The sequence below is a fragment of the Pseudomonas sp. PDM28 genome, assembly GCF_019219115.1.
In the GTDB taxonomy this organism is placed as follows: Bacteria; Pseudomonadota; Gammaproteobacteria; order Pseudomonadales; family Pseudomonadaceae; genus Aquipseudomonas; species Aquipseudomonas laurylsulfatiphila.
This window is the reverse complement of record NZ_JAHUWG010000003.1, coordinates 293,866-312,049: the sequence shown is the minus strand read 5'-3', so window position 1 is coordinate 312,049 and position 18,184 is coordinate 293,866. Positions and strand designations below refer to the sequence as shown.

General features: G+C 49.8%; 17 protein-coding genes and 1 other RNA gene. 9 read left to right on the top strand and 9 right to left on the bottom strand.

The window, feature by feature from the left end; translation table 11 throughout:
• Nucleotides 1–229: 229 nt before the first annotated feature.
• The 8 genes from zipA (at nucleotide 230) to KW841_RS07835 (ending at nucleotide 8,260) form a co-directional block, all read left to right on the top strand.
• Nucleotides 230–1,084: a cell division protein ZipA gene (gene zipA / locus KW841_RS07870; protein WP_007971469.1), complete on the top strand. Its 855-nt coding sequence runs from the start codon at nucleotides 230–232 to the stop codon at nucleotides 1,082–1,084.
• Nucleotides 1,085–1,342: 258 nt separating this feature from the next.
• The gene (gene ligA, locus KW841_RS07865) at nucleotides 1,343–3,700 is read left to right on the top strand and encodes an NAD-dependent DNA ligase LigA (RefSeq protein WP_218475073.1); all 2,358 of its coding nucleotides are present in this window, start codon (nucleotides 1,343–1,345) and stop codon (nucleotides 3,698–3,700) included.
• A gap of 173 nt (nucleotides 3,701–3,873) precedes the next feature.
• Nucleotides 3,874–5,040, top strand: coding sequence for a putative zinc-binding metallopeptidase (locus KW841_RS07860; RefSeq protein WP_218475070.1), 1,167 nt, complete (start codon nucleotides 3,874–3,876; stop codon nucleotides 5,038–5,040).
• Between the two features lie 111 nt (nucleotides 5,041–5,151).
• Nucleotides 5,152–5,248: signal recognition particle sRNA small type (gene ffs / locus KW841_RS07855), an RNA gene on the top strand.
• A gap of 399 nt (nucleotides 5,249–5,647) precedes the next feature.
• On the top strand, nucleotides 5,648–6,043 hold the full coding sequence (locus tag KW841_RS07850; RefSeq protein WP_218475468.1) for a hypothetical protein: 396 nt from the start codon (nucleotides 5,648–5,650) through the stop codon (nucleotides 6,041–6,043).
• 48 nt (nucleotides 6,044–6,091) lie between these two features.
• Nucleotides 6,092–6,484, top strand: coding sequence for a hypothetical protein (locus tag KW841_RS07845; protein WP_218475067.1), 393 nt, complete (start codon nucleotides 6,092–6,094; stop codon nucleotides 6,482–6,484).
• 110 nt (nucleotides 6,485–6,594) lie between these two features.
• Complete coding sequence (locus tag KW841_RS07840) at nucleotides 6,595–7,533, top strand: hypothetical protein (protein ID WP_218475065.1); 939 nt, start codon at nucleotides 6,595–6,597, stop codon at nucleotides 7,531–7,533.
• A gap of 25 nt (nucleotides 7,534–7,558) precedes the next feature.
• The gene (locus KW841_RS07835) at nucleotides 7,559–8,260 is read left to right on the top strand and encodes a DUF2971 domain-containing protein (RefSeq protein WP_218475062.1); all 702 of its coding nucleotides are present in this window, start codon (nucleotides 7,559–7,561) and stop codon (nucleotides 8,258–8,260) included.
• 195 nt (nucleotides 8,261–8,455) lie between these two features.
• Here KW841_RS07835 and KW841_RS07830 read toward each other — a convergent pair whose 3' ends face one another.
• The 3 genes from KW841_RS07830 to KW841_RS07820 form a co-directional block, all read right to left on the bottom strand.
• On the bottom strand, nucleotides 8,456–9,223 hold the full coding sequence (locus KW841_RS07830; RefSeq protein ID WP_218475060.1) for a hypothetical protein: 768 nt from the start codon (nucleotides 9,221–9,223) through the stop codon (nucleotides 8,456–8,458).
• 62 nt (nucleotides 9,224–9,285) lie between these two features.
• Entirely contained in the window at nucleotides 9,286–10,392 is a 1,107-nt protein-coding gene (locus KW841_RS07825; RefSeq protein ID WP_218475057.1) for an SEC-C domain-containing protein, read from the bottom strand.
• A 514-nt stretch (nucleotides 10,393–10,906) separates the two neighbouring features.
• Entirely contained in the window at nucleotides 10,907–11,533 is a 627-nt protein-coding gene (locus KW841_RS07820; RefSeq protein WP_218475055.1) for a recombinase family protein, read from the bottom strand.
• A 385-nt stretch (nucleotides 11,534–11,918) separates the two neighbouring features.
• On the opposite strand from KW841_RS07820, the gene KW841_RS07815 reads away from it, so the two are divergent.
• A complete protein-coding gene (locus KW841_RS07815) occupies nucleotides 11,919–12,368 on the top strand; it encodes a hypothetical protein (protein WP_218475053.1) in 450 nt (149 codons plus the stop codon).
• Nucleotides 12,369–13,144: 776 nt separating this feature from the next.
• Here the strand turns inward: KW841_RS07815 and KW841_RS07810 are convergent.
• The 6 genes from KW841_RS07810 to KW841_RS07785 form a co-directional block, all read right to left on the bottom strand.
• Nucleotides 13,145–14,044 (bottom strand): helix-turn-helix domain-containing protein, encoded by a 900-nt coding sequence (locus KW841_RS07810; RefSeq protein WP_256357735.1) that lies wholly within the window; start codon nucleotides 14,042–14,044, stop codon nucleotides 13,145–13,147.
• Nucleotides 14,045–14,426: 382 nt separating this feature from the next.
• On the bottom strand, nucleotides 14,427–14,906 hold the full coding sequence (locus tag KW841_RS07805) for a hypothetical protein (protein ID WP_218475051.1): 480 nt from the start codon (nucleotides 14,904–14,906) through the stop codon (nucleotides 14,427–14,429).
• Complete coding sequence (locus KW841_RS07800; protein WP_218475049.1) at nucleotides 14,906–15,145, bottom strand: hypothetical protein; 240 nt, start codon at nucleotides 15,143–15,145, stop codon at nucleotides 14,906–14,908. Before KW841_RS07800 ends, KW841_RS07805 begins: the two co-directional genes overlap by 1 nt.
• Nucleotides 15,138–15,368 (bottom strand): hypothetical protein, encoded by a 231-nt coding sequence (locus KW841_RS07795; protein ID WP_218475047.1) that lies wholly within the window; start codon nucleotides 15,366–15,368, stop codon nucleotides 15,138–15,140. Before KW841_RS07795 ends, KW841_RS07800 begins: the two co-directional genes overlap by 8 nt.
• A 161-nt stretch (nucleotides 15,369–15,529) precedes the next feature.
• Nucleotides 15,530–15,949: a hypothetical protein gene (locus KW841_RS07790; RefSeq protein WP_218475045.1), complete on the bottom strand. Its 420-nt coding sequence runs from the start codon at nucleotides 15,947–15,949 to the stop codon at nucleotides 15,530–15,532.
• 779 nt (nucleotides 15,950–16,728) lie between these two features.
• Nucleotides 16,729–18,039, bottom strand: a complete 1,311-nt coding sequence (locus KW841_RS07785; RefSeq protein ID WP_218475043.1) for a site-specific integrase — start codon at nucleotides 18,037–18,039, stop codon at nucleotides 16,729–16,731.
• Nucleotides 18,040–18,184 lie beyond the last annotated feature (145 nt).

Below are 18,184 nucleotides of genomic sequence, written 5' to 3'. Positions count from 1 at the left end.
GTTGTAGGACTCTTTTCCTCGCTTCGACTTGCTGGCCAATCGACATATTCGCGCTAGCCAAGGTAGTAGACGGTGTAAAGTTGCCTTTGGTCGTGCTAGTTTAATGTCAATTTTTCGTATACGTGGGCAAAACGCCTGTCAGAACATAGAGTTGGCGCCACGTTTTAAAGCGGTTTACAGGTTGTAAACCCCTTATTTTTCAGCATTTTTTATAGAGGCACGGGATTACATGGAAATCGGTCTGCGCGAGTGGCTGATCGTCATCGGCATTATTGTCATTGCCGGTATTCTTTTTGATGGCTGGCGCCGTATGCGCGGCGGCAAGGGAAAACTGAAATTCCGCCTTGACCGAAGTCTGTCCAACCTGCCGGACGAGGACAGCAGCGCCGAGCTGCTGGGCCCGCCGCGCGTGCTGGACACGCATAAAGAGCCGCAACTGGACGAGCAGGACCTGCCGTCGGTGAGCATGCCGGCCCGCGAGCCTCGTGAATCGGGCTCCAAGCGCGGCAAGCGTGGCCACAGCGAGCCTTCCCAGGGCGACATGAACCTCAGCCTGGATCTGGATGGCGGCCCGAGCTTCAGCAGTCGTGACGACGATTTCCCGGATGACACCAAGTCCTCGCCAGCGCACAGCGAAAAAGATCAGCCGCAAGCTGAAGAAGTGCTGGTGATCAGCGTGATCTGCCGCGACGCTGCCGGCTTCAAGGGCCCGGCGTTGTTGCAGAACATTCTGGAAAGCGGCCTGCGTTTCGGCGAGATGGATATTTTCCACCGTCACGAAAGCATGGCGGGCAACGGCGAGGTGCTGTTCTCCATGGCCAACGCCGTCAAGCCGGGCGTATTCGACCTGGACGACATCGACCACTTCAGCACCCCGGCGGTGAGCTTCTTCCTGGGCCTGCCAGGCCCTCGCCATCCGAAGCAAGCCTTCGACGTGATGGTGGCCGCGGCGCGTAAGTTGTCCCAGGAGCTCAACGGCGAACTGAAGGACGATCAGCGCAGCGTACTGACGGCCCAGACGATCGAGCACTACCGTCAGCGCATCGTCGAATTCGAACGCCGCGCCCTGACCCAGAAGCGCTAAATCAAACGGAGCTCTCTATGTCAGGAGAGCTTTTGTGGCGAGGGGGCTTGCCCCCGTTGGGCTGCGAAGCGGCCCCAAAACCAGCCAACCCGTTGCGTCAGATAAAATACGAACACTGGATCTACGACTGCTTCGCAGCCGAACGGGGCGATGCGGCGATCCGACAAGCCCCCTCGCCACAAAGTGCAAGCCATCAGGCTATCGTGATTAGAAGATTGAGCAGCCTCGGCTGCTCTTTTGCTTTATGAGAGAACACCCATGACCGCCGCCAAGAACCGTATTTTAGAGCTGCGCGCTGAGCTGGATCAGCACAACTATCGCTATCACGTGCTCGACGAGCCGAGTATTCCGGACGCCGAATACGACCGCTTGTTCAACGAGCTCAAGGCGCTGGAAGCGGCCAATCCTGAGTTGATCACCAGCGACTCGCCTACCCAGCGAGTGGGCAGCGCGGCGCTGTCGGCGTTTACCCAGGTGCGTCACGAAGTGCCGATGCTCAGCCTCGGCAACGCCTTCGAAGAAACCGACATGCGTGAGTTCGACCGTCGGGTGACCGAGGGGCTGGATTTGCCGGCGGCCGACCTGTTCGGTGGCGGCGCAACAGTCGAATACAGCTGCGAGCCCAAGCTCGACGGCCTGGCCGTCAGCCTGTTGTACCAGGATGGCGTTCTGGTACGCGGCGCGACCCGCGGCGACGGTACGACAGGTGAAGACATCAGTGTCAACGTGCGCACCGTGCGCAACATTCCGCTCAAGCTGCACGGTACTGGCTGGCCGGCCACCCTGGAAGTGCGCGGCGAAGTGTTCATGTCCAAGGCCGGTTTCGAACGGCTCAACGCCACGCAACTGGAAGTCGGCGGCAAGACTTTCGCCAACCCGCGCAACGCAGCGGCGGGCAGTTTGCGCCAGCTGGATTCGAAGATCACCGCCAATCGTCCACTGGAATTCTGCTGCTACGGCATCGGCCAGGTGTCGGCGGACATTGCCGATACGCACATCGGTAATTTGCAGCAACTCAAGGCCTGGGGCATGCCGATCAGCCACGAGCTGAAACTGGCGCAGGGGATCACCGAGTGCCTGGATTACTACCGCGACATCGGTGAGCGGCGCAACGCACTGCCCTATGAAATCGACGGCGTGGTGTTCAAGGTCAACAGCATCGCCTCCCAGCGCGAACTGGGGTTTCGCGCCCGTGAGCCGCGTTGGGCCATCGCCCACAAATTCCCGGCGATGGAAGAGCTCACCGAGCTGCTCGATGTGGAATTCCAGGTCGGCCGCACCGGTGCAGTGACGCCGGTGGCACGCCTGAAACCGGTGAAGGTCGCGGGTGTCACGGTGGCCAATGCCACGCTGCACAACATGGATGAAGTGGCGCGCCTGGGCCTGATGATCGGCGATACGGTGATCATTCGCCGTGCCGGTGACGTGATTCCGCAGGTGGTGCAGGTGGTCATGGAGCGTCGTCCGGACAATGCGCGGCCGGTGCAGATCCCGGAGAAATGTCCGGTGTGTGGCTCCCATGTCGAGCGCACACAACTGATCAAGCGCAGCAAGGGCCGCGAGACGGTCAGCGAAGGCGCGGTGTACCGCTGCGTCGGCCGCCTGGCCTGTGGCGCGCAACTCAAGCAGGCCATCATTCACTTCGTCTCCCGTCGTGCCATGGACATCGAAGGCCTGGGCGAGAAGAGCGTCGAGCAACTGGTCGACGAAGGCCTGGTGAGCTCGCCGGCCGATCTGTATGCCCTGACGTTCGAGCAGATCGTCGATCTGGAAGGCTTTGCCGAACTGTCGAGCAAGAACCTGCTCGGCGCCATCGAAGACAGCAAGAAGCCGGGGTTGGCGCGGTTCATCTACGCCCTCGGGATTCCCGATGTCGGCGAAGAGACGGCCAAGGTGCTGGCACGCTCCCTGGGTTCGCTGGAACGAGTGCAGCAGGCTTTGCCCCAGGTGCTGACGTACTTGCCGGATGTCGGGCTGGAAGTCGCGCACGAGATCCACAGCTTCTTTGAAGACGCACATAACCAGCAGGTGATCGCTGATTTGCTCAGGCATGGCCTGCAGATCCAGGATCAGGGCGAGTTGGCTGCCGAGTTTGCCGCGAGTACGACATTGGGCGGTTTCCTCGACAAGCTGCATATTCCATCGGTCGGTCCGGGCGGGGCGCAGAAACTGGCGGACAAGTTCGGCTCGCTGCAGGCGGTGATCGATGCTGACTGGCTGGATATGCGTCAGGCTCTGCCGGAGAAACAGGCCAATTCGGTGCGCGAGTTTTTTGCACTCGAAGAGAATCGCCAATTGGCCGAAGCGGCCGAGAAGCAACTGGTCGATTTCGGCATGCACTGGCAGAGCGAGAAGAAGGTCGTCGAAGGCTTGCCGCTGGCCGGCCAGACCTGGGTGCTGACCGGCTCGCTGGAGCTGATGAGCCGCGATGTGGCCAAGGACAAACTCGAAAGCCTGGGGGCCAAGGTCGCCGGCTCCGTGTCGGCCAAGACCCATTGCGTGGTCGCAGGACCGGGCGCCGGTTCGAAGTTGACCAAGGCCAATGAACTGGGGTTGAAGGTGCTGGATGAAGAGGCCTTTGTCGTGTTTCTGCGCGAGCACGATATTTCGGTGTAAAGCCATTCGCGAGCAAGCCCGCTCCCACATTTGACCGAGTTCTTCCTGTAAGAATCCGATCGAATGTGGGAGCGGGCTTGCTCGCGAAGGCGATTTCAGCACCCCGGCAGAAAGCGGGAACAATCAACTCTCGGAAATGATCTAGTCTTGGCAAGCCCCAGGGAGAGATCACCATGCACCCGTTCTTCGAACAGCTCAGCTCGCGCATCGCCGCACCGTTCATGGGCGAAAGCTCGCGCAACAGCAAGGTGTGGCCGTGTCGTTGCGGGCAGTCGCTGTTTTTCCGCAACAGCCAGTGCCTGGCGTGTTCAGCGGCCCTTGGGTATCAACCTGAGCAAAGTCGTTTATCTTCCCTGCAACCGGGCGAGCGCCCCGACACCTGGTGGCTCGACGCCGATCCGCAGGCGGGCGAGTTCCGCCGCTGCGCCAACCTCGATTCACCGGCTGCGTGCAACTGGCTGCTTGCGGCCAATCCCCACGAAACCTTGTGCATGGCCTGCAGCTTGAATCGCACGATTCCCGACCTGTCGATCACCGAAAACCACGAGCGCTGGCGCAAGGTGGAAACCGCCAAGCGGCGCCTGGTCGCACAACTGGTCAGCCTGGGGTTGCAGGTGATTCCCAAGGCAGTCGATGAAGAGACTGGCCTTGCCTTCGATTTCATCGGTGTCGACCTTGAAGGCAAGCCGCCGACCACGGGCCACGCCAATGGCCTGATCACCCTGGATATCAAGGAGGCCGACGACGCGCACCGCGAGCAGGTGCGGGTGCAAATGCACGAGCCCTATCGCACGTTGCTCGGGCATTTTCGTCACGAAGTCGGGCATTACTACTGGGACCGATTGATCGCCCACAGCCATTGGCTTGAGCCTTTTCGCGGCTTGTTTGGCGATGAGCGCGCGAGCTACGCCGATGCCCTCGAACGGCATTATCAGCAAGGCGCGCCACTCGACTGGCAGCAGCACTGCGTCAGCGCCTACGCGACCATGCACCCGTGGGAAGACTGGGCGGAAACCTGGGCGCATTACCTGCACATGATGGACGCCGTGGACACCGCGCTGGGGTTTGGCATGAGCGCCCGGGAAATGGACTTCGACTATCAGCCGTTTCCACCCCAAACCCTCTACGATCCGCAGCATCCCGGCGGCGCGGCTTTCCTGTCGTTCGTCAACGCCTGGATCGAACTGGCCGGTATGCTCAACGAGCTGTCACGCAGCATGGGGCAGCCGGATTTCTACCCCTTCGTCCTGTCGCCTACTGTCATTGCCAAGTTGCATTTCATTCACCTGGTGATTCAACAGTCGGGCGGCAGGGCGGATGCGGTGCTTGAGGCGCAATAGCAAGTGCTTGAAGCCTCTCATGTTTTTAATCCGAAACCAACGGTTGTAACTTCGCCTCAGATAGGTACAATGGCGCGGCTCGCCGACAGGTGAGCATCGTTATGGTGACCCTATCGGTCCCCCCGCAACGATCAGCCGTGAACCCGGTCAGGCCTGGAAGGGAGCAGCCGCAGCGGTGACATTGTGTGCCGGGGTGTGGCTGGTAGGGTTACCACCTATCTCTAAGTCCTTGATTCTACAAGGATTTATCAGTCAAAAAACTCGAAGTGGACCAGCGTTTAGTGACACCTAAGTGGTGCACCATAAGCGGCATGCTAGCGCGTCTGTTTCAGCTATTCCACTCGACCCTATTTAGACTCCTATGCGCATGCTCAGCATTCTTGCGAAAGGGGGCCATGCCTTCGTCGATTTTTTGCTGCTTGCAGTCGAGCCTAGCCTAGGCCATTCCTTATCTATCTTCCTGTCTACTCTGAATTGCGACCTCAGCCCATTTGTGCGGTTGTTTGATGGAAGCATGCCACGCCAGACGATAAGCTCTTAGGCACGATCAGGTGAGTTCAAGGGGCAGGGCGTGGTAGACAGGCAAGGTCGGATAGACCAATTGACGATGCAGCACAATGACGCGGCCAGCAAACTGGACTACTTCATCCTTGGTGTGACGCTGGCGATCTGTGCGTATCTCGCCCAGACAAACCCATACGGAAAAATTGGTTTGAACAAGGAGACTTTCCTACTCGGAACCTTGTTCGTGTTCGCCTTTAGCGCGATCTTCGGTTTCAAACGCCTAGAGTCGGCAATCAAGACCGCCCGACTCAATACCATCGCGTTAGGGTTTGCTGATCCGGCGGCAACGCAGTTCTACGTGGATAAGCTTAAAGACGACAAAACGGGTCACAGGTACTACGTCATTCGCAATCGTCTTCTGTTCGCTGGCCTCCTATGCTACGTCACAACCCAAGTGTGGGCTGCCTACCAGTGCACAGGATGGATACCAGTGCAGTAAGTGATAGCGACGACTAGCAGCGCCAAATTACATACCAAGAGAGAAACCATGAAGGCAGGGATAGCGGTATTGATCACACTGGCGGTGACAACAAATGCATGGGCGGGAGAAGACTACCGCTGCACGATTGAAAACACTGTAGCTGCAAAAGAAAAGCCGGTAAATCGAATCTACATCGGTAAACAATTCACTGTAGAAAAGCGGACCGGATTGATGGCAGGTGCTTTAAAAAATTCTTACGTCACCGATCCACAAGTCATTGATTACGGATCGGCGGAGAATAGTTACAAGGTCATAGCAACTATGCGAAAAGATCAGGGGGCTGGGGTCGGTTCAAGTATCTATGCTCTTACAATCAACGAATATGATGAAAGCGATAGGAAGCCCTTCATCTTTCTGCATGACGACGAAGCGTTTCTCGGATGGTGCGAGCACTTTTGATACGGGAGGATAGCTACGGGTTGCAAATATCCAGCGGTTCCCTAGGATGTAGTGAGAGAGTGGTTTTTTCGGAGTTGAAAAACAATAGAAATGCAGATGGAGCCCGTATTATGAAGAGTATTTTTCTGCCGCCAACACCATTTCTGTTACCACTACTTTCAATCTTTATAGGGGTTGTATGGGCGTGCTATGAGATAGTAATAAAGAACTTGAGTTCAAAAGATATTGCATTTTCATTTGCTGCGCTCGCTGCGGCTTTTGTTATGTTCTACTTGAATATATGCTTGAGTTTAGAGGAGAAAAAAAGGGAAGAATCGATAAAGATGCATATGGTCATAGGCAGGGATTGTGTGATCGACGTTTTTTCGACCGGTACAAACAAGGCAAATTTCATAGTATTTAATCGTGAAGCGTTAAGCTTAGCCTGCATACAAACTTTAAGTAAATATAGCGATGGCAACAAGGTTCAAATTCCAGAGCGCACACCAGAAAAACAAAATGATGATGCCTTGACTGCGTCTACTAGGTTCTTTTTGTTTAATAGTCTTTTCGGGCATTGGCTAGAAAGTTACCCAGACTGGAGAATGGAGACAAAGAGCTTTAAAGGTGCGTACTACACAAGCTATAGGAATTCAAAGGAGAGTCGCGGCAATGATTCATTTATCTCAAAAGAAGAGATAAATGAAACAATAGGAAATTTTGCCAAGGGATTCTCACTAAGTAATAGCATCATGATGGGGAATGGATTAACTCTCCCGCCAGAGACATCATTGACAATGGAAGGTGACAGGATTGTCTTGGATAATCCATTTGTCCGAATTGAGTTCTCAGTTGATGTATCTAACATTATGACGGTCGCTTATCCGCAAACCGGTAATGATGGACGCACAATATTGTATGTGGGGCATGAGAACTCCGCTTTAAACTACGATGCAAATATAGGCATACTTATAACAATGAAAAGGGAGAGGCGGGGGAGTGTGGACTATAACACCTATGATGAGTGGGCTAATAAGCTGGTTGACTTTCTCAAGAAAGGCTTTGAGTAAATAGAACGGTTTTCGTGGAGGGATCATGACTTCAAAATCGAAGATAAAATACTTGTATAGAATTATGGACTTTAGTCGCGTTGTGCAAATCTTCGAAAAAGGGGAAATATACTTTGCCAAGCCTAGCACGTGGGACGACCCGTATGAGCAACGCATAAAGCACGCTAAGGATCATGCGATTTTCGCTCAGTGTTGGGGGCAGACGCCAATCTCAGATGCGATGTGGAGGATTTACTCTCAACATGGAATGGGGGTGAGAATCTCCACTACGGTAGATAAACTAACCGAGGCTATGAAGTCAGCCTGTAAGTTGCACGGGTACAGACGAAGGCTCAATAGGGTTGAATACAGAACACAGAAGGAGATTGATGAGTTAACAAGAAAAGTGGCGGTTGAGCTGAGAGAGAATTTTGATATCAGTAGGGCAACAGATGTGCTTTATATGAAGCGAGATGCGTTTAGTCATGAGACAGAGTGGAGAGCTGCCTTCTTTACGCCGGAAGCAAGTCGTGAAGTTGAAAAGAGTGGCATCACCATCAAAGTTGATCCGCATGATTTTATAGAACGAATTCTTCTTGACCCTAGAGCTCCAGAAGAGCTGGTTAGCGCGTTTGAGTTTTACTTCAAGAATAAGTTTGGGTTCGAAAAAGTTACGCGATCCAGACTTTATAAAGTTTCTGAATCATATGTGGTAGAGGATAACTTAATTGGTGCTGACGATCTGTAAGATTAAAATTATAAGTCTGCTTCAGTTCTTATGTTTCGTTGTGTCAAAAGTGCGGGTTCTTGTTTGTTGCACTCCCACTTCCCCCATGAAATCAGAGTTGGCAGTTAGGAGCTTGTCCACGATAGGGTCAACATCTTCTGATAAAGCACCCTATTCCAGTGAAACATTACAACTGCGACTGTAAGTTGAATCCGGTTATAGTGAAATAAGCAACTGATTAAACGAGTTTTTAAGCACGGCGTGGACTGCGTGATTAATCTGCCACCATTTATAAGATGCAACACAGACAGCAAGCGCCCCCAAGATTAAGGGAACAATATGGTCGGCAAACCAAGGCGACAACAGTGCGCCCTTAACAAAGACATAGCCCTTTACCAAATACGCGAGCATTCGGTACGGAATTTTTGTGTATAGCTTTCCGATAAAACGATGTTCGGCACCATTGACTAAACATTGGGTATGTAGCGCGAAGCGAATTTGGTTTCTATACGGATATGGCATTTCTCGAATTTTAACAATAGGGCTTTCTTCTGAACCCTGATCCTGCCTAGAAATATTGTCTAAGTAAGTCATTCTCCCACTAGCACTAATTTTTAACATTGTTATCTCAGGAGTACCCTCCACCCCAGCTTTCACATCATCCAACACCAACGCGCTCATTTGTTTCTTATAGATGCGCGCAGAAAGACTTATTAGTGACCTATCATATAGCTCATGCATCGCCATATCAAACTTCAAACCCCCAACTGGCATTCTATGGCAAAACCTGAACCATAAATAACCATTAATTGACGCGAGAACCAACCAAACATTCTCAACATTCTCATTTAGTTTGATTTCATTTCCTAAAAGCTTGAATGAAGAAAGGTCAGCCCCAAAATACCAAAGCAATAGCACAGTAACTGAAAAACCAATCAAATACCCCCGCGCCTTATTGAAATCTGGTGAATCCGTATCACCCATACTGCACCTCATCAGTCCTAAAATTCATGCTAACAAGACTCCAATATATCCCTGCAACAAAATCAGGTCATCAATGATTTGTCCACACTCGTGATTTTGGCAATATTTAGGGCAGGTACGTTGACCATTGAATTGCCAGTATATTGCCTAGTAACTCCGCCAGAAAACACGTCACAAACATAATTTTGTAGCTTGCTTTCCAAAGTATCCCACCAAGCAGGATCGATATATATATTTTCAATGAAGCTGATCATTAAAATTGCGAGGTAATCTGAGGTAATGTTGTTTTCTGCAATTTGCTTAATAAGCTTTTGTGCAGTAGTGGCGTGCTCTTGTAGCCATGAAAGAACTATATAACCTTTCTCCGCACTCGAAAAAAAATTGATGATTATATAGTCTGGTATATCTTGAGCGTTTTGAGAGAAACTCTGTATCGACTTCCCATCGAACCCGAATTTCAGTGCAACAATAGCACTCCCCATTACAGATGGTGGTTTTTCAAGCTCGAAAACCACATGCTTGAGTTGAGAGACTGTCTTTTCCATAAACATCATGTCTAGCTTGCCTTTTATATAAGCAAGGTCTTTTTTTGTCAGATCATTTCCGTTGTAGGCACTCCCCGCAAACTGCTGGAAGGCTATTTGCAGATTTAGCGGTAACCCTTTATCAAAGCTTTTAATATCTTGGAAGACATTCGACGCAGAATTTTTAACATATACCTCTCTTGAAACGGCACGATAAGCCACAAGAAAACAGTGCTCAGAGTTAACACTAAAAGGATTATCTTCAATAGGAGAAAACAATGTTTTGTCGTGATGAGAGCAAAAACCAGAAAATGTTGAAGCTTTGTTTATCCCTATTTTGTTTGGACTAAGCTTTCCTGCTTTTATATTCTCCATTGCACTGGAGTAAAATGACAAAACATGCCCATCGACTGATATTTCTTTCAGAGAGGAACTCTTTGACACTGTATGTGCGTTGATTATTTTTTTAGTGCATTCTGAATGCAATGCTGACGGCACGCTGCAAGTTTTCGAAACGTTAAACTTTTTCAAAGTCTTGTAAGCATCAGCAAGGCTAACGGCGGGTTGCTTGTCACGGTCAAGATGGCATTTCTTGTATTTTAGCTTTGATCCACACCAGCACGGTTCGTTGCGTCCTAAATCCATATTGAAGCGAACTCCTTTCTATTGAGAAATGATTACTGTTGCGACACCGTAGCATTACTCCAGTAAAATTATATAACTCATTTTCAACATCCGAAAACTTCATGCACTTTACTCAATCCCTTTACAAAAATCCATCTCGCTCGAAAGTCTTGCTTATGCTCAAAACCAGCACCAACCACTCGTGGTTAAGTCCATAGTTAGCATCGACTTTACATTGACAGACTGCCAGCCAACACTTTTTCCCAAAAACCCAAAATTCCCTCTACAGAAATTGGGTTTTCAGAGTTGAATCCATATGTAGAGTGACCAGAATCCGGTGATGGGTTGTTGGAGATAGGTCTAAAGGGTTTAACACCCTAGCTCTTTTGGCAGACCACCCCCGTCCAACAATGTAGCAATCCGAGAGGGTGTCTGAGGTGACGTATGAGGCTGCGTAGGATCGCGTATGGGAGGGTTTAACCGAGTGGGAACGCATTGCACCACCCGGCTTTGTCGTTGTTCCCGTGAGCTTTGCTTATAACTCTGGATTGAGAGAAGCCTTCACCTTTTGGACTGTGGTTGTGCTGCACTCCAATAGTCCAGCAACTGTACGAATACTCTTACTTTCATTCAACAGTGTGGTGATGCGCTTGCGAAGGTTTGTGTCAACCTGACGACCTTTGTAAGTGCCTTCCTGCTTTGCCTTCTTAATACCTTCAGCCTGACGACGTCGGCGGTCCTCATAGTCCTTACGGGCAACCACGGCCAGCATGTCGAGCAACATACCATTGACCGCTGAAATCATTCCCTTGGTGAAGTCATCCATACCTTCGGTTGGGTTTAATGCTGCGTGGCTGGTGGACAAGTCGAGGGATACCACTGTTACTTTCTTGGATGCGATCTTAGCTTTCAGTGTTGCCCAATCGTCAGGAGACAACCGAGAAAGCCTGTCGACTTGTTCAATCAGCAGCACGTCGCCTTCATGACTGTCCTCCAGCAGACGGAACAACTCAGGACGTTCCAGCTTTGTGCCAGATTCGTTCTCGACGTAGAAGGCTGCGATCTTTTGACCACGGTCAGTAGCGAACGATACAAGGGCAGACTTGGCACGGGTGGCATCTTGTTCTGAGGTTGAAGCGCGAAGGTATGCACGGATAAACATGTTGAAGCCCCAGCGTGTCATTTAGGATGTATCACATCGTGCCGTGTCACGCAGGGTGTGTCAATAAATGTATTCATGATCTTTTAGGGGTTGTTGTGGTTACTTTATGTACAGCCAATCTGTGGTGCTTGATGTACACCCGTAATGACACACCAGTGACTGGCTGACTGTGGTTGTCACTGGTGTGGTGGGTTTCATTTGAAAGAGTGGGAGAGTCGTTACCAGCATGACTGATCAATCGTATCCGGCTCACATGCAACTGAATGACGGTGTAGTGGCATCTGTCGTCAGCTAGCCATGTCATTCGACGTAGTGCGTTCGCTCAAGGTTGACCGTGTAATGGCCGTAAGGGTTTCCGTTCTCAATGCTAGGATTGGATGCCATCATGGATAATGGTTTGAACTACACGGACAAGGAGAACGGTATGAATGGGTGGCAACGGTTGTGGGTGGTGGGCAGCGTTATTCTAGCAATTGCCATGGTTGTCTTTGGATTCGGCAATGCCATCAGGGAGGATGATTACAGCAGGGAGCACGATAGTCAGATAGCAACTTATCAAACCAAGCTGAGAAGTCTCCAGTACCCCGGCACAGTTGCTGTGCCCAACAGTATCTATGACTACCCGACAGACGATTTTCGCACGGTGGACGAAGTGAAGTCAGCGATTCGACACGCCGATGATGCTTACAAAGAGAAAGTAAAAAATCTTCCATGGGTACAGGCCAAACAGGCAGCGCTGTTGTTCGCAGTGTGGATGATTGTTTGTCTGGCTGTGTATGGGGTCGGCTTGACTCTTCGGTGGGTGTATCGAGGCTTTCGCCCCAAGAAGGCTTAACCGAGTTCAACACCCTGTGACGACATTGCTGCTGAACTGTGATGGGTGAACATCAATCGCTGGTTTTTCCCGGATTTGTTCCGGTTTTCAACCAAATTAAATTGGTGTGTAGGGAATCTGTGGAGAAAGTGGTGGTTGTGCTTGACCTGAAATGACCAGACACCAATGAAAATGCTGCTTGTAGCAGTTATTGCTGCAATACACCGTCACACCAATGACCAAGGTGAGCCTGTTGTCACCCGTGTTGACTCACCTGATTCATCCCTGTTGCAAGGTTATGATCAAGCATGATTGAGGAGATAGTTGTATTCGCCGTCAACGGTGGAAGGGAGTGTGAAAGGTTTGTTCGCTGCTGCTCTCTTTTCCTGACTGTTCTTCAAATGTATTTCTGTGTGTTCTCACACAGGAGATTGCTGACATCTGATTGTCAATCAGGAATGGCTCTCAAGAGTTTGTCAACTCTAAAATGCAAAGACATGTCCGCAGTGAGCCGATAGGCGAATGCTTTTCAGAAGAGAGGATGAGCGAAGCCCTCTCAGCTCTTGATCTTATTCCTGTGTGTAACACAGAATATAAATAATCTTGAGATGGCTAATCTGTGTTACACACAGGAAGTATTATACTTCTTTTTTGTTTCACTTCGTTCTCCTTTCTCCTACCTATTCTCTAATACATCACTGTGCTTACTAGCACAGAATATACTATTCAAAGCTTGCGCTTTAACAGACGTTCGCTTTGCTCTCTTATACATGCGGCCGAAATATGACCCACCCCTGCTACGCTGCCAGTGCCAGTATTTCGGCTTGCCATCTGCGGATGGTCTTCCGTGGTACGCCTGTTGTCCGTTCGATCTCCGACTTAGACATTTCCTGCGTCAACAGTGACATCACTTCCGCTCTCTTTGGGTGTTGCTTGCGAGCAGGAAACCTAACCACATTGTCCGTAGCTTTGCCGCTCAACTCACCGAAACAATCCTCTTCGTATTCTTCTGCACTCTTGAATTGGGTAAAGGTGCGTAGGTCATGGTGCAGCTTAGCCAGTTCTTCTGCACTTGGTTTGATCAGATCATCGTAATCATTCCACTTACAGGCTTCCGGCTCAGATTTGATGCCTTCCATTTCGTAAATAAGAGCACGAGGGCGACTCTCCATCATCCGCGGAATAATCTTTTCAATCGCCTTGACGTAACGTCTCGCGTGTCTTTCCTTCAGTTGCAGTAAGTCTTCTACGGCTTCGTTGGTCACTATTTGGAGGTATTCGAGAACTACTACTAGATTGCGTACAGACAATGGCACGGACTTTCCACCTTTACCGATAGGACGATCATGCCAATCCAGTCGTGCCACACCTTCGATAATGTCCATTGCAAACTCAGGGTAGCGCCCCCAATAACTCATACAGCCGATGAAGCCAAAGAATGGGTTCTCAATAATCGTGCGCTTTCGACCACTTGCAGCTTTCGGCGTTCTTGTGAGCTTGGCTTTAGTTATCGGTGCGTTATCTACCAGCCACTGATCCGCATTCGCGGAGATTCGTGTATTCAGTGCTTCCAATTTTGCAGGGGGGAGCAGCATGGAGGGCGGGCGGATTGAGTCATCATTGACAGAGTTGGCGGCAGGTTTTTTCAAGGCTGCATGGGTGGTGTGGATAAAATTCGAGGCGACAGCATGCTGCATGGTGTTTCTCCTTTTTTTCAAGTTCAAGTCATAGGCATTCCTCTCGGGTATTGCCAGATGGTGTGGGTAATCGCAGGCGCAAAAACTTCGCATGATGCACTGAGTCGGGATCGACTAATGATCAGATCGAGGGTTTGAGCGTGTCTGTTGAGGGCAGCTTTATACAGGAAAAGTCACCACTCGTCAAGAAAAAGCTTGACAATCCGGACTTTTCTAAAACCTTTTTTTTTGATTTTCGCCATCAGTGGCAAATCTCAGCAACCAAAAGCCCCGCACAGACTGGGTAATCTGCCGGGGCCATGATGGTGTGAGTTGCATGAGGAATGGTCTCAGAATGGCTTGTGGAGCCTTGCACCGTGTGTCACTGGTCAACCTGTACGTTTCAATCCGGTATAACAAGCGGGGCGAATGTCGCATCAACTTCTGCCGCAATGTCGGCAAGTAGCTTGGCTTGTTTGGCTTCCTCACGTTTGCGTTCTTTTTCTTGTGCAGTCTGGATCAACTGGGCAGTAAGTTGTTGCTTGTAGCTTTCACGTTCTGATTCCAACCAAGCAACGTATGACTGCTTTGTTTGAGCGTCAATGATCGCAAGTTCTTCGGCCATCATTTGGTCTGGTTTACGCATGAAACAGTCGTATTGTAATTCAGCACAATTCAGAGGGTACTTGTTGCTGAGAGTGTAACCTTCGGCGGTTAACTCAACCACCTTTGTAATCATGTCATACAAAAACTGAGTGCGTACATGTACATGGCTTTCTTGAGAAGCATAGTATTCGGCACGGCGGTCAGCAATATGCTGATTAAATTCTCGTTCGTCGAACTGTGGTGCTGATCCTGATACTGCAATGCGATTATTGGTCATTATACTGGCTTCCTTTTTGATTTAATGTGGTTGATCATTTTCTGAATGATGGTTGTTCTGTACAGTTCATCATGATCTTGTTCGGTGATGACTGCATCACTGGTTCTAACCAAACTGGTAACTACATCAGCTGTAACCTTCTGCACTTGTACAGTTTGTTGTACTTGCTGTTTAGTTTGTTCTTTACGTCGTGAGAATGCACGTTCCAGTCCACGACTGAAAGGATCTTTGTTAGACATCTTGGTGTTTCTCCTGAATGTATTCATCCTGCGCTTGACGCAAAGCTTCAACACCGTATATCGTCGTCAACTGATCAACGATGTCAGTAGCACGACGATATTCATGAAGATCACCAACACTCTCAGCAGAGTGTTTAAGATGTAAGAAGTGCTTCAGTTGAATAACGGCAAGATGCCGTTCAAGCATGGGTGTGGTGAGAGAATCACCAGTGATGGTATTCATTATTGGTATCCTTTTGATTGTTTGTATTGAAGTAGGCTGACATATACCGTTTTTGGTAAATTCAGCCCTTATAAACCGTGGCTTGCCGAGCTGCTAAAGCGACGAGACATAGGGTAGTCAGGGTACACATTGCCGCCTCTGTAATCGCGTTGTAGGAGCTTCTAGCGGTATCTACTTAAATAAGACTTGGCAACCAACGAACCGGTAAAGAATACTTCTGACAGGTCGTGATGATCGGCGTTTGGATTGTTTTCTACCCAGTGACGAATAGTTGATTCCCGGGTAGTTGGTATAGTTGTACGTTCATTGTCGTAGCTAGTAGGTATATTCTTACCCGGTACTGGTTTCACTTTACCAGTCTTACCATTACTCACTTGATCTGAGATGTAACCAGAACGCGACATCAAGTCACCGATGTCAATGAGTGTGGAATTTTTACGTGACATTGAAAGCAGGTGTTGAAGTGACTTGTCATTGGCGGGAATGTATCGGTGTGTTGCGTTGTCGGTTGGTTGCTCAACTTGATTCTTGACATTGATAATCAAGTTTGAACCACGATGCAGTACGATGTATGTATTCATTTTCTATTTTCCTTTATTTGATATGTTGATCCTCTGACTTTTTATTGAAAGTATTTGGATGAAATGGGTGTGTGTTTTAGTATTGCTGACGTACTGGTCAGATACTTGAAGCTTTCTTTTTTTTGTTTGCAAGTTGTAGCTTGCTGTTCACTTGGGTCAGCATTGACTGAATGCAATGCGTAGAGTTTGTGTATCCCGTTGCATTCATGATCTGCTGAAGTTGTTGTACAGCAGTTTCGTTTAATGATATCCGCATCATGCACACTCACTGATTACATGATCATGCACATAGTCGTTGATTGACTTGCCAGCAGCATTAGCTGAATTCTTGATTGCTTCAAAGTGGGCAACACTGAAAGATAGTTTGATCGGCACAGTTGCTTTATTTAAACGCCACTGGCGGCCCCGGCAGGTTGATCCGCAAGTAAGGGCGTGGCTCCGATTGCAGGTGAATAGTTTGTCGCATGACGCACATTGCTTTTCTACAGACATAAGGGATTGCTCCATTTGAGAGTTGGTTATAAAGAGTTGTTTAATGTGTTGTTTAACGCGCAGCAAAAGGCCACAACCTGTGGGGATTGTGGCCTAGAGCCTTAGAGTATGAAGGAGAGAGAACTCACAAACTAACAACAGAAGGAAGGGCTGGTGTTAGTTTGAGGACTGAGCGAATGGCTGCACGCATGAAAGGCGATATGTGAGTTCTCTCTCCATATATGCACAATTCTACATGAGAATCATTTGCATGTCAAGGTGTTGAGCTGATTTGTCAACATTTATTTTCAAGTGATTTTGAAGTCGTAGTTGAGGTGTTGGATTGCTTCGACCATCGCTTTGATTGGTATGCGGCTACCGTAAACACCGAACGTCACGGCAGAGTCTTCGTGACCAGCGATACGCTTGATCAGGGAGTCTTGTACTCCAGCATCCCTAAGGTCATCGATCATTGTGTGACGGAAACTGTGAAAGGTTTTCTTGGGATCAGTGATGCCCATTTTGATCCGATACCGACTAAACCATTTCGACGGTTCGTGCCCAAGCTTTCCACGAACAGGTTCAAGTTCTGAAAACAGTCGGTCTAAGCTTTGGGTACGCTGATGATTCACATAGTCGAGCAGTCCGAGGCGAATCAATGCGGGATGGATTGGTAAGGTACGGCGACTGCTGCTGTTCTTCAGCTTTTGAGATTCGTTACCATCGTCGATGCGTATGCAGTCGATTCCTTGCAACGTGATGAAGTCGGCAACATGTAACTGGCAGAGTTCTTCCAGACGAGCGCCGGTAAACCTTCCAAGCAAAGGTAGCCAGTAACGCCACGGATGTTTTCGGGCTTCTGCCTTGAGTGCATCCAGATCGAGCAGGGTGCTCAGGTCGTGTTGTTCAAATGAAAGCCGTGCTTCCTTGGCTGATCCCGTCATGACCTTGAGTCCCACCAATGGGTTGTCGGTAACGTAACCATTCGATTTGCACCAGTTCATGAATGCCGAGAGCTTTCGTAAGCGGTTGTTTACGGTCACGGCGGTGATGGTCTTGTAAGTGGCGCCTGACTCAACGACCTGCTTCAGGGTCTTACCTTCATATTCGGGGCGTAGGCCGAAGTACTGCGGACAGCGACTCAGGCGATCTTTCAATAGTCGGGCTTGGTGCACGTCGAATTCGGCAATAGGCATGTCGCCCATCAGTTCGAACAAATCTCGTAATGATCGTTCGACTTCGTGCGTGCTGACCTCACGCCACGTGCCACCGCGTTTCCCTTCTTCTATATAGAGCTTGGACAAAGTAGACAGAGCCGGGCCGTTCGCGACTGATTTCGCAGGCTTAGCTATGGGGTGGTGTGAGCGATGTATAGAGAGTGGGGCAGGGCATTTATCTCGCCACTCCGAACACAATCTACGCAGGGTCTGAAGGTCTGCCATGGGGTGTTCGTTCAGGTGGTTGTGTACTTGTTGGACCAGTGCACTGGCGAGGAACAATGCAGGCTGACGTTCGCGAATGTTCAAGCACACGCGCAAGGTATGACGGTTCGGGAACAGGTGCTTGGGCAATCGGAGGTTTAGGTAATAGACCGATTGGCGACGGACGATATAGGTCATAGTGGAACACCAGAGTGGAACAGCAAAGTGGAACAATGCTGGTTACACCCCGAGTTTTTTTGACCAATCGTACAACGTGTTTTCACACGGTGAAGAGATGGTTAACCAAGCTGGACGCCCCGTATTTCATGGCTTGCAACGATCA